This window comes from Spirosoma arcticum (genome assembly GCF_054779955.1).
Genome location: NZ_BAAGXG010000012.1, coordinates 30,600 through 53,569, shown reverse-complemented (window position 1 = coordinate 53,569; position 22,970 = coordinate 30,600). Strand labels below are relative to the sequence as shown.

At 55.2% G+C, this 22,970-nt stretch carries 27 protein-coding genes; 21 read left to right on the top strand and 6 right to left on the bottom strand.

Annotated features, from left to right (window positions below; translation table 11 throughout):
* Positions 1-11 precede the first annotated feature (11 nt).
* On the top strand, positions 12-305 hold the full coding sequence (locus ACYVHB_RS23925; RefSeq protein WP_461054335.1) for a rhodanese-like domain-containing protein: 294 nt from the start codon (positions 12-14) through the stop codon (positions 303-305).
* A gap of 54 nt (positions 306-359) precedes the next feature.
* On the opposite strand, the gene miaA is transcribed toward ACYVHB_RS23925, so the two are convergent.
* Positions 360-1,265 carry a tRNA (adenosine(37)-N6)-dimethylallyltransferase MiaA gene (gene miaA, locus ACYVHB_RS23920; protein ID WP_461054334.1) on the bottom strand — a complete coding sequence of 302 codons (906 nt, stop codon included), beginning with the start codon at positions 1,263-1,265 and terminating at the stop codon, positions 360-362.
* Positions 1,266-1,484: 219 nt separating this feature from the next.
* On the opposite strand from miaA, the gene ACYVHB_RS23915 reads away from it, so the two are divergent.
* Positions 1,485-2,102 (top strand): hypothetical protein, encoded by a 618-nt coding sequence (locus ACYVHB_RS23915; protein WP_461054333.1) that lies wholly within the window; start codon positions 1,485-1,487, stop codon positions 2,100-2,102.
* A 36-nt stretch (positions 2,103-2,138) separates the two neighbouring features.
* Here ACYVHB_RS23915 and ACYVHB_RS23910 read toward each other — a convergent pair whose 3' ends face one another.
* Both ACYVHB_RS23910 and ACYVHB_RS23905 read right to left on the bottom strand, forming a co-directional pair.
* Positions 2,139-2,948, bottom strand: a complete 810-nt coding sequence (locus tag ACYVHB_RS23910; RefSeq protein ID WP_461054332.1) for an outer membrane beta-barrel protein — start codon at positions 2,946-2,948, stop codon at positions 2,139-2,141.
* Between the two features lie 6 nt (positions 2,949-2,954).
* Positions 2,955-4,298, bottom strand: a complete 1,344-nt coding sequence (locus ACYVHB_RS23905; protein ID WP_461054331.1) for an SGNH/GDSL hydrolase family protein — start codon at positions 4,296-4,298, stop codon at positions 2,955-2,957.
* Positions 4,299-4,523: 225 nt separating this feature from the next.
* Here ACYVHB_RS23905 and lysM point away from each other — a divergent pair, with 225 nt between their 5' ends.
* The 6 genes from lysM to ACYVHB_RS23875 all read left to right on the top strand — a co-directional run bounded on the left by lysM (position 4,524) and on the right by ACYVHB_RS23875 (position 11,943).
* On the top strand, positions 4,524-4,997 hold the full coding sequence (gene lysM / locus ACYVHB_RS23900; RefSeq protein WP_461054330.1) for a peptidoglycan-binding protein LysM: 474 nt from the start codon (positions 4,524-4,526) through the stop codon (positions 4,995-4,997).
* 225 nt (positions 4,998-5,222) lie between these two features.
* On the top strand, positions 5,223-6,614 hold the full coding sequence (locus ACYVHB_RS23895) for an OmpA family protein (protein ID WP_461054329.1): 1,392 nt from the start codon (positions 5,223-5,225) through the stop codon (positions 6,612-6,614).
* A 17-nt stretch (positions 6,615-6,631) separates the two neighbouring features.
* Complete coding sequence (locus tag ACYVHB_RS23890; protein WP_461054328.1) at positions 6,632-6,895, top strand: hypothetical protein; 264 nt, start codon at positions 6,632-6,634, stop codon at positions 6,893-6,895.
* A gap of 95 nt (positions 6,896-6,990) precedes the next feature.
* The gene (locus ACYVHB_RS23885) at positions 6,991-7,872 is read left to right on the top strand and encodes a S1 family peptidase (protein WP_461054327.1); all 882 of its coding nucleotides are present in this window, start codon (positions 6,991-6,993) and stop codon (positions 7,870-7,872) included.
* A 54-nt stretch (positions 7,873-7,926) separates the two neighbouring features.
* Positions 7,927-8,721: an alpha/beta fold hydrolase gene (locus ACYVHB_RS23880; RefSeq protein ID WP_461054326.1), complete on the top strand. Its 795-nt coding sequence runs from the start codon at positions 7,927-7,929 to the stop codon at positions 8,719-8,721.
* A gap of 18 nt (positions 8,722-8,739) precedes the next feature.
* A complete protein-coding gene (locus ACYVHB_RS23875) occupies positions 8,740-11,943 on the top strand; it encodes a T9SS type A sorting domain-containing protein (RefSeq protein ID WP_461054325.1) in 3,204 nt (1,067 codons plus the stop codon).
* A 15-nt stretch (positions 11,944-11,958) separates the two neighbouring features.
* Here the strand turns inward: ACYVHB_RS23875 and ACYVHB_RS23870 are convergent, their stop codons facing one another.
* From ACYVHB_RS23870 to ACYVHB_RS23860, 3 genes are read right to left on the bottom strand one after another with little or no spacing between them, the layout of a single operon-like run.
* A complete protein-coding gene (locus ACYVHB_RS23870) occupies positions 11,959-12,891 on the bottom strand; it encodes a TIGR01777 family oxidoreductase (RefSeq protein WP_461054324.1) in 933 nt (310 codons plus the stop codon).
* Positions 12,888-13,652, bottom strand: coding sequence for a thiol-disulfide oxidoreductase DCC family protein (locus tag ACYVHB_RS23865; RefSeq protein ID WP_461054323.1), 765 nt, complete (start codon positions 13,650-13,652; stop codon positions 12,888-12,890). The genes ACYVHB_RS23870 and ACYVHB_RS23865 overlap by 4 nt, the downstream gene beginning before the upstream one ends.
* Positions 13,653-13,698: 46 nt before the next feature.
* Positions 13,699-14,199, bottom strand: coding sequence for a GbsR/MarR family transcriptional regulator (locus ACYVHB_RS23860; protein WP_461054322.1), 501 nt, complete (start codon positions 14,197-14,199; stop codon positions 13,699-13,701).
* Between the two features lie 138 nt (positions 14,200-14,337).
* On the opposite strand from ACYVHB_RS23860, the gene ACYVHB_RS23855 reads away from it, so the two are divergent.
* The 13 genes from ACYVHB_RS23855 to ACYVHB_RS23795 all read left to right on the top strand — a co-directional run bounded on the left by ACYVHB_RS23855 (position 14,338) and on the right by ACYVHB_RS23795 (position 22,954).
* The gene (locus ACYVHB_RS23855; protein ID WP_461054321.1) at positions 14,338-14,556 is read left to right on the top strand and encodes a hypothetical protein; all 219 of its coding nucleotides are present in this window, start codon (positions 14,338-14,340) and stop codon (positions 14,554-14,556) included.
* A gap of 265 nt (positions 14,557-14,821) precedes the next feature.
* Positions 14,822-15,370, top strand: coding sequence for an enoyl-CoA hydratase-related protein (locus ACYVHB_RS23850; RefSeq protein WP_461054320.1), 549 nt, complete (start codon positions 14,822-14,824; stop codon positions 15,368-15,370).
* A complete protein-coding gene (locus ACYVHB_RS23845) occupies positions 15,330-15,590 on the top strand; it encodes a hypothetical protein (protein ID WP_461054319.1) in 261 nt (86 codons plus the stop codon). The genes ACYVHB_RS23850 and ACYVHB_RS23845 overlap by 41 nt, the downstream gene beginning before the upstream one ends.
* Entirely contained in the window at positions 15,587-16,087 is a 501-nt protein-coding gene (locus ACYVHB_RS23840) for a hypothetical protein (RefSeq protein ID WP_461054318.1), read from the top strand. The genes ACYVHB_RS23845 and ACYVHB_RS23840 overlap by 4 nt, the downstream gene beginning before the upstream one ends.
* 60 nt (positions 16,088-16,147) lie before the next feature.
* On the top strand, positions 16,148-17,455 hold the full coding sequence (locus ACYVHB_RS23835; RefSeq protein ID WP_461054317.1) for an AMP-binding protein: 1,308 nt from the start codon (positions 16,148-16,150) through the stop codon (positions 17,453-17,455).
* Between the two features lie 77 nt (positions 17,456-17,532).
* Positions 17,533-18,297 carry a 3-hydroxyacyl-CoA dehydrogenase gene (locus tag ACYVHB_RS23830; protein WP_461054316.1) on the top strand — a complete coding sequence of 255 codons (765 nt, stop codon included), beginning with the start codon at positions 17,533-17,535 and terminating at the stop codon, positions 18,295-18,297.
* Positions 18,298-18,333: 36 nt separating this feature from the next.
* A complete protein-coding gene (locus ACYVHB_RS23825; RefSeq protein ID WP_461054315.1) occupies positions 18,334-18,627 on the top strand; it encodes a hypothetical protein in 294 nt (97 codons plus the stop codon).
* A gap of 12 nt (positions 18,628-18,639) precedes the next feature.
* The gene (locus tag ACYVHB_RS23820; protein WP_461054314.1) at positions 18,640-19,509 is read left to right on the top strand and encodes an amidohydrolase family protein; all 870 of its coding nucleotides are present in this window, start codon (positions 18,640-18,642) and stop codon (positions 19,507-19,509) included.
* An 8-nt stretch (positions 19,510-19,517) separates the two neighbouring features.
* A complete protein-coding gene (locus tag ACYVHB_RS23815) occupies positions 19,518-20,525 on the top strand; it encodes an aminotransferase class V-fold PLP-dependent enzyme (RefSeq protein ID WP_461054313.1) in 1,008 nt (335 codons plus the stop codon).
* Positions 20,526-20,534: 9 nt separating this feature from the next.
* A complete protein-coding gene (locus tag ACYVHB_RS23810) occupies positions 20,535-21,113 on the top strand; it encodes a MarC family protein (RefSeq protein ID WP_461054312.1) in 579 nt (192 codons plus the stop codon).
* Between the two features lie 62 nt (positions 21,114-21,175).
* The gene (locus ACYVHB_RS23805) at positions 21,176-21,556 is read left to right on the top strand and encodes a hypothetical protein (RefSeq protein WP_461054311.1); all 381 of its coding nucleotides are present in this window, start codon (positions 21,176-21,178) and stop codon (positions 21,554-21,556) included.
* A 31-nt stretch (positions 21,557-21,587) separates the two neighbouring features.
* Positions 21,588-22,298 (top strand): 16S rRNA (uracil(1498)-N(3))-methyltransferase, encoded by a 711-nt coding sequence (locus ACYVHB_RS23800; RefSeq protein WP_461054310.1) that lies wholly within the window; start codon positions 21,588-21,590, stop codon positions 22,296-22,298.
* Positions 22,295-22,954 carry a DUF4159 domain-containing protein gene (locus tag ACYVHB_RS23795; protein ID WP_461054309.1) on the top strand — a complete coding sequence of 220 codons (660 nt, stop codon included), beginning with the start codon at positions 22,295-22,297 and terminating at the stop codon, positions 22,952-22,954. The genes ACYVHB_RS23800 and ACYVHB_RS23795 overlap by 4 nt, the downstream gene beginning before the upstream one ends.
* Positions 22,955-22,970: the final 16 nt, after the last annotated feature.

Genomic DNA, 22,970 nt, shown 5'->3' with positions numbered 1-22,970 from the left:
AACCAACTGATATGGATATTACCGTACAGGAACTAAAAGAGCGCATCGACAAAGGTGAAACGCTCAACCTGATCGACGTTCGCGAACCGAACGAATACGAAGCCGACAACATCGGCGCCACCCTGATTCCCCTCGGCGATTTGCCCTACCGGTTAGATGAACTCGACGGTTTGCAGGACGAAGAAGTAATCGTGCACTGTCGTTCGGGTAGCCGCAGCGCAATGGCCCAAACCGTTTTGGAGCAGAATGGCTTTAACAACGTCCGCAACGTTACCGGCGGCATGTTGGCCTACCGGAAACTGTAGGGAGTAAAGAATGTACAATGAGTAATGTGTAATGAATAATGGCTCTTATGGCACCTAATTACTCATTGTACACTCTCTTGTTATCCGTTCAGTTAAGTTTTCATCCTCCGCCCCAAACCATCGGTAATTGCTCTGGTTACGAAACCACGTTAGTTGGCGCTTGGCGTACCGACGCGAGTTGCGTTTGAGCAGACGAACCATCTCGTCATAGTCATATTCGCTGTTGAGGTAGGGAAATACTTCCTGATAACCAACTGTTTGCAGGGCGGGCAACTGCCGGAAGGGTAGGAGCGAGCGCACTTCATCGATCAAACCAGCCGATAGCATGGCATCCATGCGGGCGTCGATGCGGGCGTAGAGTTCGTCGCGCGGGCGGTCGAGTGCAATCAGCACCGACCGGAAAGGACGCTCGGCCGGTTGTGCCCGGCGAAACGATGAATACGGCTCTCCCGACGTCAGGCACACCTCCAGCGCCCGCGTCACCCGAATGGGATTTTGCAAATCGGCCGTTTGGGCGTAAACCGGGTCCAACCGGCGCAACTCGGTTTGTAGCGACGCCAGACCGTTCTGATTCAAGCGGGTCAGTAGCTGCTGCCGCAGCGCCGGGTCCACCGGCGGCAGGTCGTCAAGACCCTTGCAAACGGCGTTGATGTACAGGCCCGTTCCGCCCGATAAAATAACGACATCATGTTGCTCAAATAATGTTGTCAGCACGGCTAAGCACTCTCGTTCGTAGCGCCCGGCGTTAACGGGGTCCTGTATGCTGTGCGAGTTGATGAAGTGATGCGGTACACCGGCCATCTCGTCGGGTGTGGGTTTGGCCGTACCAATGTTCAGTTCGCGGTACAGTTGCCGCGAGTCGGCCGAGACGACGTCCGTTTGCAGCCGCGTTGCCAGACGAACGCAAAGTTTAGTTTTCCCAACGGCCGTTGGACCGGCTATGACGAGTAACGTTTTCAAAGGAGCGAATACGGGTGTTAACGACGCAAAAATAGCTTCTTCCGGCAGGTTAACAGGAGCCAGTTTTGTGCCCCGTCAGACGAAAAAAGGCCAGAGCGCTCTGTAATGCTCCGTTACCATCATTGGTCATTTTGGGGAGCCAAGTGTAATCCGCTATTAATGTTGAATTAACTATTTTCGGCTTGCCGTCGTTAGTCAAATCAGTATTCCGATAATTCGATGAGAATCAGCGTGTGCTGCGTGTTCATGGGTGCGTTTGGGTTGCTCTCGCTGCGAGGTAACCTGCCCGACTATGCCGGTGGAAATGTGCCCGTGTGGTCACGTCCCATAACGAACTCGCTTACGCTTACCCACGGATTGTACAGTAAATCGCTGCGTTACAACGTGTACACCTTCACGATTAGCGGTGCCGACACCGGGGCTGTTCGTGACCTGACTATAAACGCGTACCGGGGTTTGCTGCTGCTGACCAAGTTTGGGGTCCGGGTCGATGGGGCCGTTGTTAATGCTGAGGTTGCTGATCTGGACAACAATGGTTTTCCCGAATTATACGTCTATTGTACCAGTGACGGCAGTGGCTCATTTGGGCGGGTACACGCGTGGCAATTTCTGCTCGAACGCAAAGCAGATATTACGCTCGCTGGCTGGACACTGCCTAAGGATAGTGGCTATATGGGGCACGACAGCCTGTGGATTGAGCGCGACATTCTGTGCCGCAAGTATCCTATTTACCAGTCTGGCGACGCTAACACCGGGCCAACCGGCGGGACGCGCATGGTGCGCTATCGACTTAAACCGACAGGCCTCAAATTTACGCTTGTCGCGCAGCCAGACTAAGGTGGTATTTTCTGGCAGCGGCCGAGGCATACAGGATCAGAAGATTTTGTATGCCAGCGAAACGGTGGCAATGCCCAGAAAGCCGGTGATGTTATTGTCGTTGTAGACACCCCCAACCGGCACCGCATACCGAATGTCGACGTCTAAGGACTTGACCGGTGAGAAACCCGCCCCCACCTCCAGCGCGTAGGTGAAATCGCTTACTTCGAGAATCCCGGCTTCGAACTTGTTGCGCAGATTCGTAACGCCGTTCGATGCGGGGATGGGTGTTTCGGGGAAGCCAATCGTTGAATTGCCATTGAGTTGCCCGGCAGTGACGCGCTTTGCTTCGGCTTTTTGAACAAATATGAAGTTGGGGCCCGCGTAGGCTCGCACCCGCCCACCCATGAACCGTTTGCCAAACAGAATGGGTACGTCGATGGCTTCCAGCACCGACTCCGAAGTAATGTTGAGCGACGCGTTGATGAGACCCGGCAACACGCTCACGGGCAGCGCGTTGGCAATAATCGGATTGGCATTCACGTCTAAAGTGACATCGGTCTTTTGCTTTAGCACAAATCGGTTGTAGGTCACCTCGGCTTGGATAAAGAACGTACCAACGTTTTTACGCGCCCACAAACCTCCCGAATACCCAAAGCCAATTCCGTTGCTCTTGTTGGTAAGCGCGGGCACTTCAACACCCAACGTGCCAACCTGCTGCGTCGGAATTTTAGTGAAGCCGTGCGTAAACGTCGCTCCCCCTCTAATACCGAACTCAAGACCGGCAGCGGGAGTGGACGTTTGAGCCATAGCGGGCGTCGCGCTCATCAGGAGCAGCGCGGCTAAGGAAAGTTGACTGATTTTCATGCGTGATTATTGCTGCAACAGGACGCGACGGTAGTTGCCGGGATTAACGGGTGGGACGGTTGAGTTGTATTTAGCGTTGATGCTTTTGATAATTTCGTTGGCCATCAGGGCGTATCCGGCGGGCGTCAGGTGCAGGCCATCGAGGCTATAAACGCCCCCCTGTATGTAGCTGCCCGTGTAGGTAATGCCGTTCTGCACCAGACCCGCAGCCGAGGTGATCTGGCCGAGAATTCCGTTTGGATCAACGTAAGCAGCTCCTCTTGCCTCGGCCTGGGCTTTCATAACTCCGTTGAACTCCGCAATTTTTGCATTCAGCGTAGCTACTTCGCCCGCATCCAGCACGTACTGCGTTGGGAGTGGATTAACCGTGCTTAACCCGTAGAGGCCCCTTTGATTACCGGCCGTAACTGTACCAATTTTCGCATACTCCAGCGCGTTTGGCAACATCAGCAAATCGCCCGGCTGCGTGGGCCGAACACCGGTGGTTGTCTGGATGACCAGCGCCGTGGCGACCGGTACCGGATTCACCAATAAGTTGATTTGCGCCACGGCAAGTGGTACCGTCACGGTCGTGAAATAAGGTGAGGCTGTAATGTTGGGAATACCAACGACGACCCCTTTTCTCCCCCCTTCGGCCAACTTATTCATAATGGCGGTGAAATTGGTCGTAAAAATCGCGGTTGGCGTTGGTGAGATGGCACCCCCCGTAGTCGCATACTGAAGCACGTCGTTATTGCCCAGCCAGCACGAGAAAAACGTAGCGCCGTTGAGGTTGTCGCTGGCATACTGGAAATACGTCATTCCTGGATTAGCCAGTAAGCGCTCGAAATACGGGTTTCCCTGCGTAGAGCCGTAACCAACCGTTAATAAGTCAGCCACCCGAATGCCCGGCACGCCGAGGTTCTGATTAGCAGTCGTAAACTTCGTTAACAGTGGCGTACCGTTGTCGGTTGTGCCGCCCCGACCGGCACCCGCTGGTACCTGTGCAATGGAGGTGATAAGGCTGATTGGATTAGCTGGATTCGGTACGCGGATTAGTTTAGCGTACCCCGAACCGGCGGCCTGTGCTTCCGTAAACAGCGGTTGCACAAAATCGCCCCCGCCAACGGTCCTGAACTGTCCAGCCAGAATGTTGGGATACGAATTGAGCTGACCATCGCGGTACAGGCCAGCATCGGCAAAACCGGCCGTCAGCGAGTTGCCAACGGCGACATATTTGGCAAAATCGGCATCGCCTTTCGAGAGCGTGCCCGTGGCTGCGTTGGGGTCAACGTCGGCGTTGGTGCAGGCCGCTATACCAACGAGCGTCGTCAGTAGTAGCCCCCACCGAAATCGTACAGAAAAGTGCATGCTGAATTGAATGATACGTGAAGAAGTTTATCCTAAACGGGTACCTGCAAGAACGTATAAATAACCCGTTTGTGCGGAAGAAGTTGGTTTGTATGGACTAAATAGTAGGGTTGCTCGATTGAAATAACCCTAAACATTCACACCAGCAGCGGGTTGTTTAAGGTGAAAAGGTTGGCGTACCTGCCAATTAGTTATCTCAAGTTTCACTAAAACTATACTAAATCAATGGGCCTTTTATCATTTTTCAAGGGTGTTGGCGAAAAGATTTTCAACAAGGATCAGGTAGCTGCACCAGCCGATCCGGCGCAGGCCGAGAAGGTAGAACCCGTTCGGGCGCAGGCATTACTCGATCACGTAAAACAGCTTGGCTTAGCTTATAACAGTCTGACTGTTAAAACTAAAGGAGACACGGTTACGTTGATTGGTTCGGTGAAGTCGCAGGAGGACGCCGAGAAAATTGCCCTCGCCGTTGGTAACGTAGAAGGCGTTGAAGCCGTAGACAATCAATTAGACGTGGCAGAACCCGCTGCGGAAGGTAAATATTACACCGTGAAATCGGGGGACTCCCTGTCGAAAATTTCGCAGGAAGTGTACGGTGATCCGGCCAAGTATGGCGTCATCTTTGAAGCTAACAAGCCGATGCTGAAAGATCCCGACCTGATTTACCCAAACCAGGTGCTGCGGATTCCGCAACTGTAAAGAAGAGAGTCGTAAAGTCGTAACGGGCCGCCCGAGCGGTCGAAGAACGGGGCCGTCGGTGCGGTCGTAAGTGGCTGACGTAAGTTCTGCTCTCGCGTCAGCCACTTACGACCGCACCGACGGCCCCGTTACGACTTCACGACTCTCTTCTTTACAACTTTCTAACTTAGGTATAACATTCCCCCGGATGGCTGGGTTAACAGCCTATCAACCAACGTAGCAAACATGGCCGTTCATCTATTAACGCTCCTGAAAGAACAGTTTACCCCTGGTGTTATCGACCTGCTTAGTCGGGAACTGAACGAATCGCCTGTCAACACACTCAAAGCTGTTAATGGGTCGCTGCCCACCTTGTTGGGCGGTTTGACCCGGCGGGTTCAGGCATCGGGCGGGGCGTCGTCGATAATTGGTCTGCTGGAGAAAGGGGATTATAGCAGCACACCACTCGATGTTAGCCAGGTGGTCGATGAACACCAGCAAACGGTTGATACCGTCACAGCCGGACGTGGTTTTTTAGGGGAAGTTTTTGGGGATAAACTCTCCGGTACGACGGAATTGATTGGTGCGTACAGCGGAACAAAACCGCAGTCGACTCTGACGATTCTGGGGTTAGCGGGGTCAGTCCTGATGGGTGTGCTGGGGCGACAGCAACAGGAAAACGGCCTGACGGCCCACAATTTATCAACGTTGCTGCTGGGGCAGGCCACCGAGTTCCGGAATGCCGTGCCGGGTGGTCTGGATGGGGTTGGAAACCTGCTGGGTTTTGACGATCTGCAAACGCCCGCCGGGCCGCAAACCGAAGTGCAGGGAGCCGACAATTTTAGCGGCACCATCATTAATCCCAATATTCCGAAAAGCGCCGAGGGCGACCGTCGGCAGGAAAACGTACGGTGGCTTCGCTGGGCCATGGTCGCGATGGGCATACTGGTGGCAGCCCTGATCGTTCAAAAATGCAGCGAAAATCAGAACAGTAACGATGGAATCAGCACTGATTCGACCGCCCGCGTTGAATCCAATGAGGTAGAAGACACGTCAGCCGCTACGAAACAGAGCATCCGGGACGCCAATGGTCAGGTGGCCGATTCCACCGCGCCGGGAGCACTTGGCATCCGCGATTCGTCGCAAACGAGCCGTTCTGAAACGGGTTCTCAAACCGACGCCCCAACCGTTCGGACGCAGGTCGAACTGCCCGGTGGTCGCAAGTTGAGCCTGACCGAAAATTCGTTCAACGCACAGTTAGCCCGGTTCTTAGGCAGCAAACCCAAAAATCCGGAGCGTACGTTTACCTTCGACAACCTGACGTTCGAGACCAATTCGGCCCGCATCACGGCGCAGTCGCAGCCCAACGTTAATGACCTGATCGAAATCATGAAAGCCTATCCCGGCCTGAATATCCGCGTGGAGGGCCACACCGACAATACCGGCAGTGCCGATGCCAACCGCACTCTTTCTCTCGACCGGGCCAGCGCCGTGAAATCAGCCCTGACGGCGGCTGGTGTCCAGTCGGACCGGATAACGACGCAGGGCTTCGGCTCCACCAAACCAATTGCCAGTAATGACTCAGACGCGGGGCGTCAAAAAAACCGGCGCATCGACGTAGCTGTTACAAAAGTCTAACTCAACCAATGAAAACCATGATAAACAAGACCCGAACATCGTTCCAAAATGGGCTGCTGGCCACCATGCTGACCATTGCCAGCCTGTCGCTCCTGAACTGCCAGGGCGAGAAAAAAGAAACCAGCAGCGAATCATCGGCCGCTACGGCCGACAGTTCGTTCATGGGTCGGCAGGGCGACACGCTCAATTCGTCGGCCATGGATGCGCCCCAGCAGGCTCCCGTCGATAGTGTACCGGGGGCGGTGGTTCCGGCGCAGGTAAACGTGAAGGTTAAGAAGTGAAGGCAGCTGGTGAGTCGGTCAGTAGGCGGTCAATGCTTAACTTGCGGCCCTGCTGACTGACCAACTCATTAACTCACCGACTGATACCTGATTTTATGTTTGTTGACGCCATTGAGCGCATTGATCCCTTTACCCGTCCGCTTCATTCCATTGTCCGGCTCTATGGCCACAGTGATGTTGTTCCCGGCAGCGCAACCCTTTTTTTTGTGAACGAACATGGTTGCGCCGTCACCTGCAAACACGTAGCCGAACTCGTTGTTAAAGCCGACACAATTTACCAGAACTACCTGAGTTTTCAGGGTGCCCGCCGGGATGTTCAGCGCGAGAAAGATGCCGCCCAGCGCATCAGCCAACTGGAAGTGAAATTCAAGCTTCAGTCCGAAACCATCATCCGCATCCAGAACTACTTTGTGGGGTGCAGCAACGACGCCAAACTAACCGTCGATCTGCATCCGACGCAGGACCTGGCGCTGCTTCGTTTCGACGGCTACGGTCCATCGCTTTATCGTTCCTACGCCACCTTTCTCGGCGACAGCAGCCGGGTGAAGCCTGGCCGGAGCCTGTGCCGATTAGGCTATCCGTTTCCCGAATTCACCAATTTCCGGTACAATCCCGCCACCGATGACATCGAGTGGACGAACACCGGCCGAATCACCTCGCCCCGCTTTCCTATCGATGGCATCGTAACGCGTCTGCTCAGCGAAAACGGGGGCATCACCGGCATCGAAATGAGCACGCCCGGTCTGCGCGGGCAGAGTGGCGGCCCGCTTTTCGACATCAACGGGCTGATCTACGGAATGCAGTCGGCCACGCGCCACCTCCATCTTGGCTTCGACATCGAGGACCGTGAAGTGATGGTCAACGGGCGCAAACGCAACGTGTCCAACTACCCATTTCTAAACGTCGGTCAGTGCGTCCACGTCGATGTAATAAAAGGTTTCTTGCGGGAGAAAGGCGTCAAGTTTTACGAGGGGTAAAACCACCGGCGATTGGACTTATGTAAAAAGCCCAAACCGCTGTTACTACGCTCTATGAAGCCACTCCTGTTCATTGTCGGTTTTCTTCTGTCAGGAAGCATCCTCGCCCAAACTACCCGCGACCCGCTGTTCACCTCGTTCGACGGCACCCGGATCCACTACGACGTGCTGGGTGAGGGTAAGCCCGTTGTCCTGTTGCACGGGTTCATTACCAACGGCGAAAGCTGGAAACGCGCTCCCGTCCGGCAGGCATTGGCCGACGCGGGCTTCAAAGTAGTAACGCTCGACCTGCGCGGCAATGGCCGCTCCGACAAGCCGCATACCGCCGAAGCGTACCGCGACAATGCGGAGCTAAAGGACGTGTTGGCCCTGATGAAGCACTTGAATTTGACTAATTACGATGTTGTGGGCTATTCGCGCGGGGCCATCCTGACGGCCAAACTGCTGACGATGGACAAACAGGTACACCAGGCCGTGATGGGCGGCATGAGTGCTGACTTTACTGACCCGAATTGGTATCGGCGCAAAAACTTTCACGAAGCCCTGACCAAACCCGGCAGCCACCCCGAGTTGCAGGGGGCCGTCGATTACGCCAAAAAGAGCGGGGCCGACACCGTGGCGCTGGCGCGTATGCAGGAGTTTCAGCCAACAACGAGCCGGGCTGAACTGGGCAAACTCCGGGTGCCGCTGCTGGTGGTCAACGGCGATCAGGACCTCGACAATGGTAACCCTAAAGAACTGGCCGACGCAGTGCCCGGTGCCCGGCTGGTCATTGTGCCGGGAACGCACGGTGGAGCCATGAGCACCCCTGAGTTTGCCAAGGCCGTAGTGAGTTTTCTGAAGGAGTAAGTTTATAATCTGTCTGTTATGAGCAGAAAATTAGTGGTTATACTCCTGTTAGGGCTGGCATCGTCTGCCGCCCGCGCCCAACGCCCGGATTACCAGCAGCTAATGGCCGATCCGGGTGTGCGATACAGCGACGTGAAGCGTGCGTTTGAACAGCAGCGTGAAGCGCGGGAGCGGACGAACCGAAAGGCCGCCCGGAAGGCTCGGCGGCAGGGATTGCCTATCCCCGAATTTGAAGAAAATGAAGACGAAGCAAAGTTTTACTGGTGGGAAGACTGGATAGTGCGCCACCTCGGCCCCGACGGTCGCTACGACCCCGCCCCCTGGCCGCTTGAGTTAAACCGGTTTCGCCAGGCAACTCAGCCAACGGCTTTGGTGGGCAATAGCCACCGGGCTGCAACAACGCGCTGGCGTGAACTGGGACCGTCTGGCTTAACGGCAAACGAAAAGACGAGCGGCAGTGGCATTGGCCGGGTGGGAGCCGTTGCTTTTCATCCCACAAACGCCGGTGTTATCTATGTAGCCGCCCCCGGCCGTACGGGGAGCAGTCACGGGGGCCTTTGGAAAACCAATGATAGTGGCCAAACCTGGCGACCGCTTTGGGACGATGCTTCCAGCTTAGCCCTGACGGACGTAGCCGTTTCGGCCAACAACCCGGAGACCGTGTTCGTAACCAGCAGGTATTACGCCCCCACGGGAGTAGAAAACGGCGTGGCTTCGTACGGATTGCACAAATCAACGGATGGGGGCATTACCTGGGCGTTTCGACCGTTTGGCCTGGCTACTACAGCGAGTGGGCAGGTCATCAGTCTCAACCCAACGGATGATCAGCAGGTGCTGGTAGGGTGTACGTCGGGTTTAGTATATTCGGTGGATGGCGGAAGTACCTGGCAGCGGTCGGTTCTTCCGGCGGGCATTCAACCAGTTTACGTCTGGGATATTGAACGGAAGCCCGACGACCCCGCTGTTATTTACGCGTCGGGAAATGGTCGTGAGCAAGTACTTCAGTCAACGGATGGTGGACGAACGTTCAGCCAACTGACGTTACCCCGTACGGTCTCGGTTGGGACGTATGGCCGGGCCGAACTGGCCGTTTCGGCGGCTGCCCCGGACTTTGTCTACCTGCTGACTACCCAAAACTCCGAACAGCACGGCGGCTTATACCGGCTCAACGCGGCTACCGGACAGGTTCGCGTTATTGAACCAACCGGAGGATCGTTTAGCAACCTGTTAGGCGGTCGGGATGGTACCCAGCTTTCCTATTGCCTGGCCCTATCCGTTTCGCCGGTCGACACCAATGTACTACACATTGGCATGGTACCGCTATTATTGAGTAAGGATGGGGGACGCACCTGGCGTGATCCGGCTACGGAGGTTACCAATGGGCGGGGGCGGGTCCATGCCGACATCACCGGGCTGCGCTACCAGCCGGGCACCAATCGGCTCTTCGTCTGCACGGATGGCGGTTTATACGCGGCTGCGAAGACGGCTCAGCCGGAGCCGTTCACCTTCTTCAACGGCATCGCCACGACGCAGATCTACTTTATGGCCCAGGGTGCTACCCGCTCCGACCAGATTTTGGTTGGAACGCAGGATAACGGCACTAAATACCGCACCGATACTGCTTGGCGGGATGCGGGTGGGGGCGATGGCATGCATTGTTTCTTTGACGACGATAATCCCGACGTGCGCTACATTACCTACCAGCGTGGTGCTCTATTTCGCTTCACACCCCAAAATGCGGCTCAACTAACACCCCCCGGCGGGGAGGGCGAGGGCACCTCATTTTTCACCCCGGTAGCGTTCCATCAGGATACCAAGACGTTACTATTCGGGTCCAGCACACTATGGCGCAAAGACGAACGGAATTATGCTTCGGCGTGGGAGAAGGTACACACATTTACCGATAAAATCAGTAACATTTGGGTCGCTCCGTCGGATGAACAGACAATCTACGTTCGGGAAGCCGACCGATTCTGGGTAACGACCGACGGGGGCCGCACCTGGCAAAAAGTAGTTGAAGGCGGTCAGATCTTTACCGTAACGGTGCATCCGCAGCAACCCAACACGCTGTGGGTGTTCCGGCGCTGGGTCAGCGAGAATCTTAGCTATCTGGCCCGGTCAGTTGATTACGGCCGAACCTGGACCCGTATCAACGAGAACCTGCCACGCGTGGCAGGTCGGGCTATCGTGCACCAGGAAGGCACTCCCGGCGCTATGTACGTGGCGATGGACCAGGGCATCTACTACCGCGACAGCACCACGGCCGGATGGGTACGCTACGGGGACGGACTACCGAACGTACCCGTGTACGATCTTAAAATTGATTACCGGGGCAGCACCATTCGGGCGGCTACCCACGGCCGGGGCGTTTGGGAAGCGGACTTAATAACGCCCGTTGAACCCGTAACTGCGCTTACCGTGGACAAAAACAAGGTCTGCGCGGGGACTACCATGCAGCTAATGTACAACGTGCCGACGAATGGGACTGCGGCTAACCGATACCGGGTGCAACTCTCCGACCACACCGGCTCATTTAGTAATCTGGTTACGCCTGGCTCGTCGGCTACAAACAGGGCTGAGGTACTGATTCCGTCCGAGCTACCTGAAGGCAGGAACTACCGCTTTCGGGTAATGACCAACGCAAATCGGTCCACGGCCGATACGTCTGATTCCTTCGTGGTACAGCGCCCGCCCACGGCTACCCTGTCGGCGGCTGGCAACACCCTCATTGTGCAGCGGGATGACGCAAACGCGCTTCAGCCCTACACGGCGTATGTATCATTGAGCTTCAGTGGAACGCCCCCGTATCAGTACACCCTGTCGAATGGAGTTGTCAGTGAATTGAATTCGTCGGCGGACATTGTTCCCGTTACGTTTACCGAAACAAGCACCTTCACCATTAGCTCGCTTAGCAATGTATGCGGGATGGGATCGGTAATGGGGAGCGCCCGCTTTGTTGTGACCCAGGTGTTGGGGATTCCGCCAGCAGCCAATCCAAGGGTACTTATCAGCCCCAACCCCGCTACGGAACAAACCCTGATTGAGACAACCCTGACGGGGCCGCTGGAAGTTATAGTGTATGACGTGCTGGGTCACGAAGTTATGCGTCGGCGCTTCCGAAGTAGGCTGGAATTAAACCTGCGTTCGTTGCCGAGAGGAGTCTACGTATACCGCATTAGTGGAAACCAAAGCCCAATAGAAGGTCGTTTAGTGGTGCACTAATGGGGACTAACGAACTTAAGTCAGGTCAATTACGGCTTCATCCGCTGTTGAAAAAGCGAATTGAAAACCCGCATCCAGCAACTTCGTTGGCACAACATTCCGGCTTTTAAGCACTAATTCCGTTTCAGTACGCAACAGGACCGCGCCGATTTCGAGCATCCATGCGGTTGCGGGCAGTCCCACCGGTGCATGCAGCGTCCGGCGCAGCAGGGCCATGAAGTCGTGGTTACGGATCGGGTTCGGTGCCGTTGCGTTGACGACACCCGATACGGCGTCGGTAGCGATAGTGAAATCAATGATTCGGACGAAGTCGGTGGCGTGAATCCAGCTCACAAACTGTTGCCCGGAACCCTGCTGCCCGCCCAGCCCTAACCGCACCAACCGGCGCAACACCGGGAGCACACCGCCTTCAGCGCCCAGCACCAGCGAGGTTCGCAGGGCTACTTTGCGGGTGCGGGGCGCGGGGGCGTTCCACAGCGTCTGTTCCCACGCCTGACAAACCTGCTCCGAAAAGCGGTACGGTTGCTGTAGGCTTCCCGTTTCGCCGGTTAACTCGTCCATTGTTCGGTCAAGGCTGTGCCGGTAGACGGTTGTTGAGGCCAGATTTATCCAGAGACTGGGCGGATTTGCGGCCTGCCGGATGGCTTCGCCCAGTACCGCCGTGGAGTGGGTGCGTGATTCCAGCATCAACCGTTTATTTTCGTCGGTATAGCGGCAATCGACCGACTTACCCGCCAGGTTGATAAGTACGTCGGCTCCGTCGAGTTCGGTTGCCCAAGCCGCAAGGGTTTCGCCGTCCCAGTCCACGTACCGAACGCGATCATGATCGGGGTGCGGTTTGCGCGAGAGGACAACGATGTCGACGGGCTGATTCTGCCAATGGTCGATGAGCAGCTGCCCGATGAAACCGGTGCCACCCGCCAGAATGATTTTACTAACTATGTTCATGACAGTATGATGAGCAGGTAGAGTAAGGTGAAACTGGCGCTCAGCCAAGGGTTTAACCCAAGTCGATAAATGCGGATGAAGTGTTGGGTAATTGCCAGTCCACTACCAACAAGCAGACCCATAGGCCAGTTGAAGTAGGCGCTGATTGCCATGACCAGTCCCCCAACCAGTAAACTCATTCCTAAGTGCCCGCAATAATCGAGCAGCGTTTCCCTAAATTCAGGCCGTCTTGTTAGCCAGCTATACAGACTGACCAAGCCAAGTTGCCCGCCCAGCAATGCAAACACTGGCCACTCGAACGGCCCATCGACGGCGTAATGCAGGCCGCTCACTAATCCCATGACCAGTAGCACAAATGCCAGTCGGTAGCTCAAACGAAAGTCGGGTTGCAGATCCAGCAGTTGCCAACGACTGGGTGCCGACGTAATGATAATTCGGCGGTTATACGAAATGAACCCGTAGAGCTTTTGCAGAACAGTTCGAAGCCAGTTTTGGGACAGAAGTTTTGCTATCTGATTACTACGCTGACTAACGGCATAAATCCAGGTGTCAACGCCGTAGAGCGTCTCGCCCCCATCCAAATCAACTAAGGGGATCTCGTGTCTGGCTCGTTGTTGGTCAATACGATTCAGTACAGTATTGTCCGTTAGTTCGTCGTTGCTGATCCGGGTCAAATAACCACTACTATCAGCCGATGTCATCCCCTTCGTATAAAGTCTGCACATCGGGCAACTTGCGTCATAAACAACCAGCTTTTTCATGTAATTAAAATTTCAGAAATAATTGAAATATGTTGGTAAAAAATAATCAGCGAAAAACCTTTAGAAACTGACCCATTAGCCAGTTTTCTTCGGCCTTGATAACTGCGTTGAGCGTATTGTCAGCGAACCCAACTACGCTGCTCAGGCCGGTCATTACGCGCTGGAACTCGGCTGCTTCCGGCGTGTCGGTGTTAATGGCTTTCAGTTCGTTCAGCACCTCAATAACGGGCGTGATTTCCCGGCGACGGCGTTCTTTAGCTACCTGCCGCGCCACTTTCCAGATGTCTTTTTCGGCGATAAAAAACTCTTTGCGTTCACCCGGTTTAAGTTGTTTGTAGATCAGGCCCCAGTCCATCAGGTCGCGCAAGTTCATGCTGGCGTTCCCGCGTGAAATCTGCAGTTGCTCCATCACGTCTTCGGTTGTGAGTGCTTCCGGCGCAACCAGCAACAGGGCGTGAAGCTGCGCCATCGAGCGATTGATGCCCCATTGAGTAGCCAGGGTACCCCAGGTGTGAATGAATTTAGCTTTTGCTTCCGCGAATTCCATGAACCAAAGGTCGCACTTATTTTCCGTACTTTCAAAATATATTGAAAGATATATAAATAGGACTTACGCAAATCCTCAAATCGCTTGAATATGAGGGTTTGCTAAGTCGAGTTTGAGGTATCTACTCAACAAATCGATGTGAACCTGATACATCCTCTTCATGACTTGTCGGGCTTTCATCTGAAGGCAAATCCAGGCATGATAACCCCAAACCAGGTGATTGCCCTGGGCCTGTGCTTGGCGGCATTGGCAGCGTTGCGAGCCGGTGAGTTGTTAGAAACTGCGATGAAAATCTTCAATCTGCCAACGGACCGCCTTTCTATTCTCAGCCACGAAACAGGTTATTGTTTCTCGTAAATTGTTAGTAATCAGCTAATCAATGTCGCTCTTTGGGGCAACTATCCTGAAGAGCCTACCTAAAAAAGAAGCCTGTTTTAATTTTGCCATGTCACGAAAATAAAGGATTGTCAGAGATTGTCTGGAAATTATTTTTTTGTTGCCTGAAAATACCCCCAACCCCCTAAAGGGGGATATACGACCGGAGGTTTTAGCCCCCTTTAGGGGGTTGGGGGTATTTTCAGATAGCTATTCAGGTCGTACCCTATTTACAACTATCTAAAAAATGCTGCCCACAACCCTGCAAACCGATATTTGGGATAACATTCTGCTCGTCAAACTGAACCGGCCCGAAAAACGCAATGCGTTCAACGACGAACTGATTCTGGGGATCGAAACGGTATTTTCCAACGTACCGGCGGGTATCGGATGCGCTATTATCTACGGGGAAGGCAACCATTTCAGCGCGGGTCTCGACCTGTCGGCTCTCACCGAGCGCGACGCCGTGCAGGGCCTGCACCACTCCCGCATGTGGCACCGCGCCCTCGACCGGGTGCAGTTTGGTACCGTACCGGTGATTGCGGTGCTGCACGGGGCCTGCGTGGGCGGGGGACTTGAATTAGCCAGTGCCTGCCACATCCGCGTCGCCGAAACCACCACCTTCTACGCCCTGCCCGAAGGTCAGCGCGGCATCTTTGTGGGGGGGGGCGTCGGTGCGGGTGCCGAAGCTCATTGGCCTCGCCCGCATGACCGATATGATGATGACCGGCCGGGTGTACGGAGCCGAAGAAGGCATGAGTATTGGCTTATCGCAGTACGTGGCCGAACCCGGTAACGGACTGGAACAGGCTATAGAACTGGCCCAAAAAGTGGCGTCAAACGCGGGAATGACCAATTACGCGCTCATGCACATTCTGCCGCGCATTGTGGATTCGGGGCAGGAACAGGGGCTGATGATGGAGTCGCTGACGGCGGCCATTGCCCAGAACGTCCCCGAAGCGAAAGCCCGGCTACAGGAATTTCTGGATGGAAAAGCAAAGAAAGTAGGCCAATGAACACGACCCTCGACCTGAAACAAATGCCCTTCCGGCCCGTAGCGACCCTCACGCCCGACATGGCGCAAACCGTGCGTACGGATGGTACGATTCTGCTCCGCTCTACGCAGCCACTCGCGCCCCACCCGCTTCGAATGACCGGGCGGCTGCTGCATTGGGCCAGCCACACGCCCGACCGGGTGTTTATGGCCCAGCGCGAAAAAAAACCGGTTGGGTCCGACCTGCGGGGTGGTTCAGGCCCCTGGCGGACGCTCACCTACGCCGAAACGCTGGAACGGGTGATGCGCCTTGCCCGCTGGGACGTATCGCCCGAACGACCCATTGCCATTCTGTCCGAAAACAGCCTTGAGCACGGGCACGGGTTGCTAAGTATGGCAGCCCTGCACATTGGATTACCGGTTTCGGTGATTGCCCCGGCCTATTCACTGCGCTCGACTGATTTCGACAAGCTGCGGCACGCCCTGAACCTGCTCACCCCCGGCCTGATTTTCGTGTAGGATGGACAGCAGTATGAGAAAGCGCTGCGAGCCTTAGCGGGTGAAACCGAGGTGTTGGTGGTGGCCAATCCACTCGCAACGGGTACGGTCACGCTGCTGGCTGACGTGCTGAACGCCGAAGCCGACGATTATGACGGGTTCGTGGCCGTCAACGAAGCGTTCGACCGCGTCCGGCCCGATACGGTGGCAAAAATCCTGTTCACGTCCGGCTCAACGGGCCTGCCGAAAGGCGTGATAAACACCCACGAAAACATCTGTACCAACTGGCAGCAGATCACGCAGACGTTCCCCTTCATGGAGAACGGCGAGCTGGTGCTGATCGACTGGCTCCCCTGGAATCACACCTTCGGCGGCAACCATAACTTCGGTCTGACCCTTTACAACGGCGGCACACTCTACATCGACGAGGGTAATCCGACCCCGGCAGGTATCGCAACTACGGTAGCCAACCTCCGCGAGTGCCGGCCGACCATGTACTGCAACGTACCCAAAGGTTTCGCCGATCTGATTCCGTATCTGCGCCAAGACGAAGTGTTGCGCGAGAATTTTTTCAGCCATCTGAAGCTGCTTTTTTACGCCGGGGCCGATATGCCGCAGCATACGTGGGATGCGCTGGAGAAATTAGCCGTGGATACCATCGGCGAGAAGATCGTGATGGCCACCGGTCTGGGCTGCACCGAATCCAGTCCGTCGGCCCTGTTTTCGGCCAAAGCGGGCGGTTTTGCGGGGTTGCTGGGTGTTCCCGTACCTGATTTTGAGTTAAAACTGATTCCCAACGGCGGCAAATTAGAAGTGCGTTACCGGGGCAAAAACGTGATGCCCGGCTACTGGCGCAACCCCGAAGCCACCGCTAAAGCGTTCGACAACGAGGGCTTCTACTGCACCGGCGACGCGCTCAAGTTCGTTAACCCCGCCGACCCCAACGCGGGTATGGTCTTCGACGGACGCATTGCCGAGGATTTTAAACTCGACACCGGTACCTGGGTCAGCGTGGGTACGTTACGGGCCAAACTGATCGAAGCGGGACAGGGATTCTTTACTGATGCCGTTATCACCGGCCACGACCGCGCGTTTATCGGGGCCATTGTTTTCCCGGATCTGCATCATTGTCGTCGGCTTTGCGACCAAGATACGCTGACGCTGGCCGAAGTCAGTCAGCAGCCAACCGTACTGGAAGCCCTGCAAACGGCGTTGGCCGTTCTGGCCAAAATCAATACGGGTGGCAGCGCGAGTCAAATCAGGACGGCGGTTTTTGCCAACTTTGTACCTTCGTTCGACCGGGGCGAAATCACCGGCAAAGGTAGCATCAACCAACGGGCGGTGCTGACCAATCATCCTGAATTAGTGATAAAGATGTATGGTTCCTAGTTTGTGGTTGGCTGACGCACGACTCTTAACGGGGTATTTGTGCGTCAGCCAACCACAAACCACAAACGACAAACGACATGACCCTTACCAACAAAACCTTTCTCATCACCGGTGGCGCATCGGGCTTAGGGCTGGCCACGGCCCAGATGATCGTTGACAATGGCGGCAACGCCGTTCTGCTCGACATTAATGCCACCGCCGGGGAGCAGGCCGAACGTCAACTTGGTCCCAACGCCCGGTTTGTCCAGACCGACGTGACCGACGAAGGCAGCGTACAAAATGCCATTGCCGTTGCGCACAGCCAGTTTGGTGGGTTGCATGGTGCCATCAACTGCGCGGGTATTGGTCCGGCCGAACGGGTTGTGGGGAAAAACGGGCCGCATTCGCTGGCAAATTTCACTAAAACCGTCACGGTCAACCTGATTGGCACTTTCAACGTCATCCGGCTGGTATCGGCCGTTTTGCAGAACAACGAACCGGTTGACGGTGAACGAGGTGTCGTGATTTCAACCGCTTCGGTAGCGGCTTTCGACGGGCAGATTGGGCAGGCCGCGTATTCAGCTTCCAAGGGCGGCATCGTGGCCATGACCCTGCCCATTGCCCGCGAACTGGCCCGGTTTGGTATTCGGGTGATGGCGATTGCACCCGGCATTTTCGAGACACCCATGATGGCGGGTATGTCTGATGAAGTGAAAGCATCGCTGGGGCAGCAGGTGCCGTTTCCGCCCCGGCTGGGCCAGCCCCGCGAGTATGCGGCTTTAGCCAGACACATCATTGAAAACCAGATGCTGAACGGTGAAGTCATCCGGCTGGATGGCGCGATTCGCATGGCGGCTAAATAACGACAAACAAGACTTCTCATAACCCTCAAAATCAACATGATACCACCATTTCGCGCCGACCACGTCGGTAGTTTACTGAGAACACCGGCCATAAAAGAACACCGTCTGAAGTGGAAAAAAGGAGAGATTTCACCCGACGAATTACGCGCCATTGAAGATCAGGCTATTACCGAAACGGTGAAAAGATTAGAGTCGACGGGTATGCAGCCGATCACCGACGGTGAGTTTCGGCGGGCTTATTTCCACCTCGATCGATGCCTTACGAACCTGGGTGAAAACAGGCGTAAAAGCAAAGGCCGGGTTTGTAGACTAAGTTGGAGAATGACTTGAAAACCAGCAATCATGATTGACATTGAAAAAATCGTCGCCGTCGACGTGCATACCCACGCCGAAGTGTCCTGCAAACAACCCCACGACGATTACCGGCCGGAGTTCGATCTGGCGTTTGCCAAATATTTTAAGTCGAGCCACCGACCCACCATTCAGGAGACAATTACGTACTACCGGGAGCAGAATATGGCGTTTGTTATGTTCACCATCGACTCGGAACACGAAACCGGCAAACGACGGATTCCCAACGAGGAGGTCGCCGAAGCCGCGCTCGAAAACCCCGACGTGATGATCGCCTTCGCCAGCATCGACCCGCACAAAGGGCGGATGGGTGCCCGCGAAGCCAAACGGCTCATCGACGATTTCGGCGTGAAAGGCTTTAAGTTTCACCCGACGGTGCAGGGTTTTTACCCCAACGACCACATGGCGTATCACCTCTACGAAGTGATTGCGGGGGCCGGACTGCCGATGCTGTTCCACTCGGGCCATTCGGGTTTTGGGTCGGGCGTGCGGGGTGGGGGCGGGTTACGGCTGGAATATTCTAACCCGATTCACTTGGACTACGTAGCGATTGATTTCCCCGATGCACCGATCATTATTGCCCATCCGTCGTGGCCGTGGCAGGACGAAGCGCTGTCGGTAGCGATGCACAAGCCAAACGTGTACATTGATCTGAGTGGCTGGTCGCCGAAGTATTTTCCGCCCCAGTTGGTGCAGTATGCCAATACGCAGCTTAAAAACCGGATGCTGTTCGGTACTGACTTTCCGCTGATTACGCCCGAACGCTGGCTGAACGATTTCGAGGCAGCCGGGTTTAAAGACGAAGTGAAGCCCCTGATTCTGAAGGAGAATGCCATCAAGATGCTGGGGTTAAGTCGATAAAAACGAGCATGATAACCTTCTACCCCGGTCCGTCGAAAGTGTACCCGCAGGTGGCCGACTACGCGGCCGAGGCCGTGCGGTCGGGCATCGTCAGCCTGAACCACCGGAGCGCGGGCTTCATAGACATCGTCAAAGAAACGGTCCGGCTCCTGCACGAAAAACTGGCCATCCCCGCCGACTACTACGTTGCCTTAGTCTCCTCGGCCACGGAGTGCTGGGAAATTGTGGCGCAGTCGCTGACGGCCGAAACCAGTTTACATCCCTGCGCAGGGGCATTTGGCAAAAAATGGGCTGAGTACGCCTACCGAATTAAACCGCCAACTAACCTCGGTGAGGCCGACGTGCTGTGCATCGTGCAGAACGAAACGTCGAACGGTACGCAGGTGAGCATGACGTCGCTGGCGCAGTTTCGGCGGGAATTTTCCGGCCTCATCGCCGTTGATGCCGTGTCGTCAATGGCGGGCGTCGCCCTCGACTGGTCGCTGGCCGACGTCTGGTTTGCCTCGGTGCAGAAGTGCTTTGGATTGCCGGCTGGGCTGGCCGTCCTGATCTACTCGCCCGACGCGCTGAAGCGGGCGGAGGAAATTGGCGAAAACGCCCATTATAACAGCCTACTGTTTATTCACGAAAATTTTCAGAAATTCCAGACGCCCTACACGCCTAACGGACTGGGCATCTACTGTTTAATGCGGGTGCTGGAACAGATACCGCCAATTGCCGAGGTCGATGCCATCACTAAAAAGCGAGCTGCCGACTGGTATCGGTTTTTCGAGACGAACGACACCGGCTTTGCTCTATTAGTAGATGATCCGGCGGTTCGTTCCAGCACAGTCATTGCCGTTTCTGGTTCAGAAACCAACATCAAGGCCATCAAAACGGCCGCACAGCAGGCGGGCATTACGCTCGGTAATGGCTACGGCGACTGGAAAAACACGACGTTTCGCATTGCCAATTTCCCGGCTATCACCGATGGGGAGATTGAGCAGATTCGTCTGTTTCTGCGGGATTTCCGGTAGGTTTGCACCATGTCATTCAGTTTTAAAGAAATTATTTCTGTTACGCTCATCCTGTTTTCGGTAATCGACGTGGTCGGTTCACTGCCGGTAATTATCGACCTGCGCAAAAAAGTAGGGAAGATTGAATCGGAGCGGGCAACGGTCGTGTCGGGGGTGCTGATGGTCTCGTTTCTGTTTGTTGGCGAACGGATTTTGCAGTTGTTCGGTGTCGACGTGGCGTCGTTTGCCGTGGCGGGTGCCCTGATTATTTTTCTGATCGGCCTGGAGATGATCCTGGGCCGCACCATTTTCAAACCCGACGAATCGACGGGTGGGGCATCGCACATTGTCCCGATTGCTTTTCCCCTCATTGCCGGAGCCGGTACGCTGACGACCATTATCTCACTCCGGGCCGAGTACCAGACCGTCAATATTATCGTCGGCATCGTCATCAACCTGATTCTGATTTACATCGTACTAAAGTCGTCGGAGTGGCTCGAAAATCGGATGGGGCCGGGCGGGCTGGCGGTGCTGCGCAAGATCTTCGGAATTATTCTGCTGGCCATCGCCATCAAGCTGTTCAAAACGAACCTGATTCCCGATTTTTAAGCGATTTCACCCTTTGTTAGGAAATTCAGCGTACTTGCGGGTCTTCCTAAAATAGCCCTTTCATGACCCGTAACTTGCTGCTTGCCCTGCTTGCTCTTTCCCTCGTTGTTGAACTTGCCCTCGCGGGTGGAGCCTTCTTCGCCCGTGTCTTCACGCTTCAGCAGTTTGGAGTAACCATAACGCCCGATACCGCCTTCCTGGGCTACATTGTGGCGTGGCTGCTCTTGTTCGTTTCGCTGGTTTGCGCCCTGGCACTGTACCAACTTTATCAGCGTAATCCCGACTACGCAACGCTCTGCTACCTGCTCGGTTTCTGGTGGATCGGCATTGGTATCGGCATTTACGTCGCCTTCGGTAAACCCGATAACTTGGTGCTCGATTCGCTGAAAGGGCTGTTGATTGTGGTGCTGACGAGCCGCGTCCGGGGGCGAATGGGGCGGTAGCAAGCGAGGACCTGTTATCTTTGCCGGACCTATGCACCTATTCTACCAGCCCGGCGAATCCACCGATCCAAATCCTGCTTCCCACCTTACCGAGGACGATTCACGCCATGCCATCAAAACCCTCCGGTTGGGCGTGGGCGACGTTATTGCCGTAACCGACGGACACGGAAATCGACACGCGGCCGTTATTACCCAGGCCGACAGCCGCCGGTGTGCCTTTCGGATTACCGATACGCAGATGACGTCTCCGCGCCCGTTCTCGGTGAGGATCTGCGTGGCTCCGACCAAAAACAATGACCGGATCGAGTGGTTTGTCGAGAAAGCAGTGGAGGTCGGCGTTGAGCGGATCAGCTTCTTTTTTGGACAGCATTCCGAACGGCGGGTACTCAAACTGGAGCGTCTGGAGAAAATTGCGGTGGCAGCCATGAAGCAATCGCTGCAAAGCTACCTGCCGCAGTTGGATGAGGTAGTTTCGTTTGTTGAACTGCTCAAAACAGTGAACCAGTCTGGGCGGTTTATTGCGCATCTGCCCGACAGTGACGCGCCGGTTCATTTGGTGAAAGCAGCCATGCCCGGCGATCAGTACACCGTCCTGATTGGCCCCGAAGGTGACTTTTCCGGTACGGAAATTGAGCAGGCTGTTTCGACTGGCTTCCAGATGATAACGCTCGGTTCCAATCGGCTGCGTACCGAAACGGCCGCACTGACAGCCTGCCAGATATTAAATTTTATCAACACATGAAAAAGCTACTGCTTACATTATTCATTATCCATTTTGCATTGTCCACCACCCAGGCCCAGTACGCCTACAAAATCGCCAAACTCAAGTACAATGGCGGGGGCGACTGGTACGTCAATAAAACGTCGTTGCCCAATCTGATTAAGTTTGCTAACACGAATCTGCGGATGAATATTTTCCCCGAGGAAGACATTGTGGAGCCGGGCAGTCCCGATTTGTTTGGCTACCCGTTTGTGCACATGACGGGCCACGGCAATGTAACCTTTAGCGGGGCTGATGTCCAGAACATGCGCCGATACCTGATGTCAGGTGGTTTTCTGCACATCGACGATAATTATGGCATGGACAAGTTTGTCCGGCGTGAGATGAAGAAGGTTTTCCCGGAGTTATCGTTCGTGGAGTTACCGTTCAACCACCCCGTGTATCAGCAGCGGTTTAAGTTTGCTACGGGGCTACCCAAAGTCCACGAACACGACGGCAAAGCCCCCCAGGGTTTCGGGCTGATTTACCAGGGTCGACTGGTTTGTTTTTATAGCTACGAGTGCGATTTGGGCAATGGCTGGGAGGATCAAAGTGTGCATAACGACCCCGAACCGGTGCGGCAACAGGCGTTGCGAATGGGCGCTAACTTACTCCAGTACGCCACAACCACAAATTAATTCGGGTATTATTCGG

Coding starts and splice junctions, on each gene's coding strand:
- ACYVHB_RS23925 (WP_461054335.1), top strand. CDS start 12: ATGGATATTACCGTACAGGAACTAAAAGAGCGCATCGACAAAGGTGAA.
- ACYVHB_RS23915 (WP_461054333.1), top strand. CDS start 1,485: ATGAGAATCAGCGTGTGCTGCGTGTTCATGGGTGCGTTTGGGTTGCTC.
- ACYVHB_RS23910 (WP_461054332.1), bottom strand. CDS start 2,948: ATGAAAATCAGTCAACTTTCCTTAGCCGCGCTGCTCCTGATGAGCGCG.
- ACYVHB_RS23905 (WP_461054331.1), bottom strand. CDS start 4,298: ATGCACTTTTCTGTACGATTTCGGTGGGGGCTACTACTGACGACGCTC.
- lysM (WP_461054330.1), top strand. CDS start 4,524: ATGGGCCTTTTATCATTTTTCAAGGGTGTTGGCGAAAAGATTTTCAAC.
- ACYVHB_RS23895 (WP_461054329.1), top strand. CDS start 5,223: ATGGCCGTTCATCTATTAACGCTCCTGAAAGAACAGTTTACCCCTGGT.
- ACYVHB_RS23890 (WP_461054328.1), top strand. CDS start 6,632: ATGATAAACAAGACCCGAACATCGTTCCAAAATGGGCTGCTGGCCACC.
- ACYVHB_RS23885 (WP_461054327.1), top strand. CDS start 6,991: ATGTTTGTTGACGCCATTGAGCGCATTGATCCCTTTACCCGTCCGCTT.
- ACYVHB_RS23880 (WP_461054326.1), top strand. CDS start 7,927: ATGAAGCCACTCCTGTTCATTGTCGGTTTTCTTCTGTCAGGAAGCATC.
- ACYVHB_RS23875 (WP_461054325.1), top strand. CDS start 8,740: ATGAGCAGAAAATTAGTGGTTATACTCCTGTTAGGGCTGGCATCGTCT.
- ACYVHB_RS23870 (WP_461054324.1), bottom strand. CDS start 12,891: ATGAACATAGTTAGTAAAATCATTCTGGCGGGTGGCACCGGTTTCATC.
- ACYVHB_RS23865 (WP_461054323.1), bottom strand. CDS start 13,652: ATGAAAAAGCTGGTTGTTTATGACGCAAGTTGCCCGATGTGCAGACTT.
- ACYVHB_RS23860 (WP_461054322.1), bottom strand. CDS start 14,199: ATGGAATTCGCGGAAGCAAAAGCTAAATTCATTCACACCTGGGGTACC.
- ACYVHB_RS23850 (WP_461054320.1), top strand. CDS start 14,822: ATGCTGCCCACAACCCTGCAAACCGATATTTGGGATAACATTCTGCTC.
- ACYVHB_RS23845 (WP_461054319.1), top strand. CDS start 15,330: ATGAGTATTGGCTTATCGCAGTACGTGGCCGAACCCGGTAACGGACTG.
- ACYVHB_RS23840 (WP_461054318.1), top strand. CDS start 15,587: ATGAACACGACCCTCGACCTGAAACAAATGCCCTTCCGGCCCGTAGCG.
- ACYVHB_RS23830 (WP_461054316.1), top strand. CDS start 17,533: ATGACCCTTACCAACAAAACCTTTCTCATCACCGGTGGCGCATCGGGC.
- ACYVHB_RS23825 (WP_461054315.1), top strand. CDS start 18,334: ATGATACCACCATTTCGCGCCGACCACGTCGGTAGTTTACTGAGAACA.
- ACYVHB_RS23820 (WP_461054314.1), top strand. CDS start 18,640: ATGATTGACATTGAAAAAATCGTCGCCGTCGACGTGCATACCCACGCC.
- ACYVHB_RS23815 (WP_461054313.1), top strand. CDS start 19,518: ATGATAACCTTCTACCCCGGTCCGTCGAAAGTGTACCCGCAGGTGGCC.
- ACYVHB_RS23810 (WP_461054312.1), top strand. CDS start 20,535: ATGTCATTCAGTTTTAAAGAAATTATTTCTGTTACGCTCATCCTGTTT.
- ACYVHB_RS23805 (WP_461054311.1), top strand. CDS start 21,176: ATGACCCGTAACTTGCTGCTTGCCCTGCTTGCTCTTTCCCTCGTTGTT.
- ACYVHB_RS23800 (WP_461054310.1), top strand. CDS start 21,588: ATGCACCTATTCTACCAGCCCGGCGAATCCACCGATCCAAATCCTGCT.
- ACYVHB_RS23795 (WP_461054309.1), top strand. CDS start 22,295: ATGAAAAAGCTACTGCTTACATTATTCATTATCCATTTTGCATTGTCC.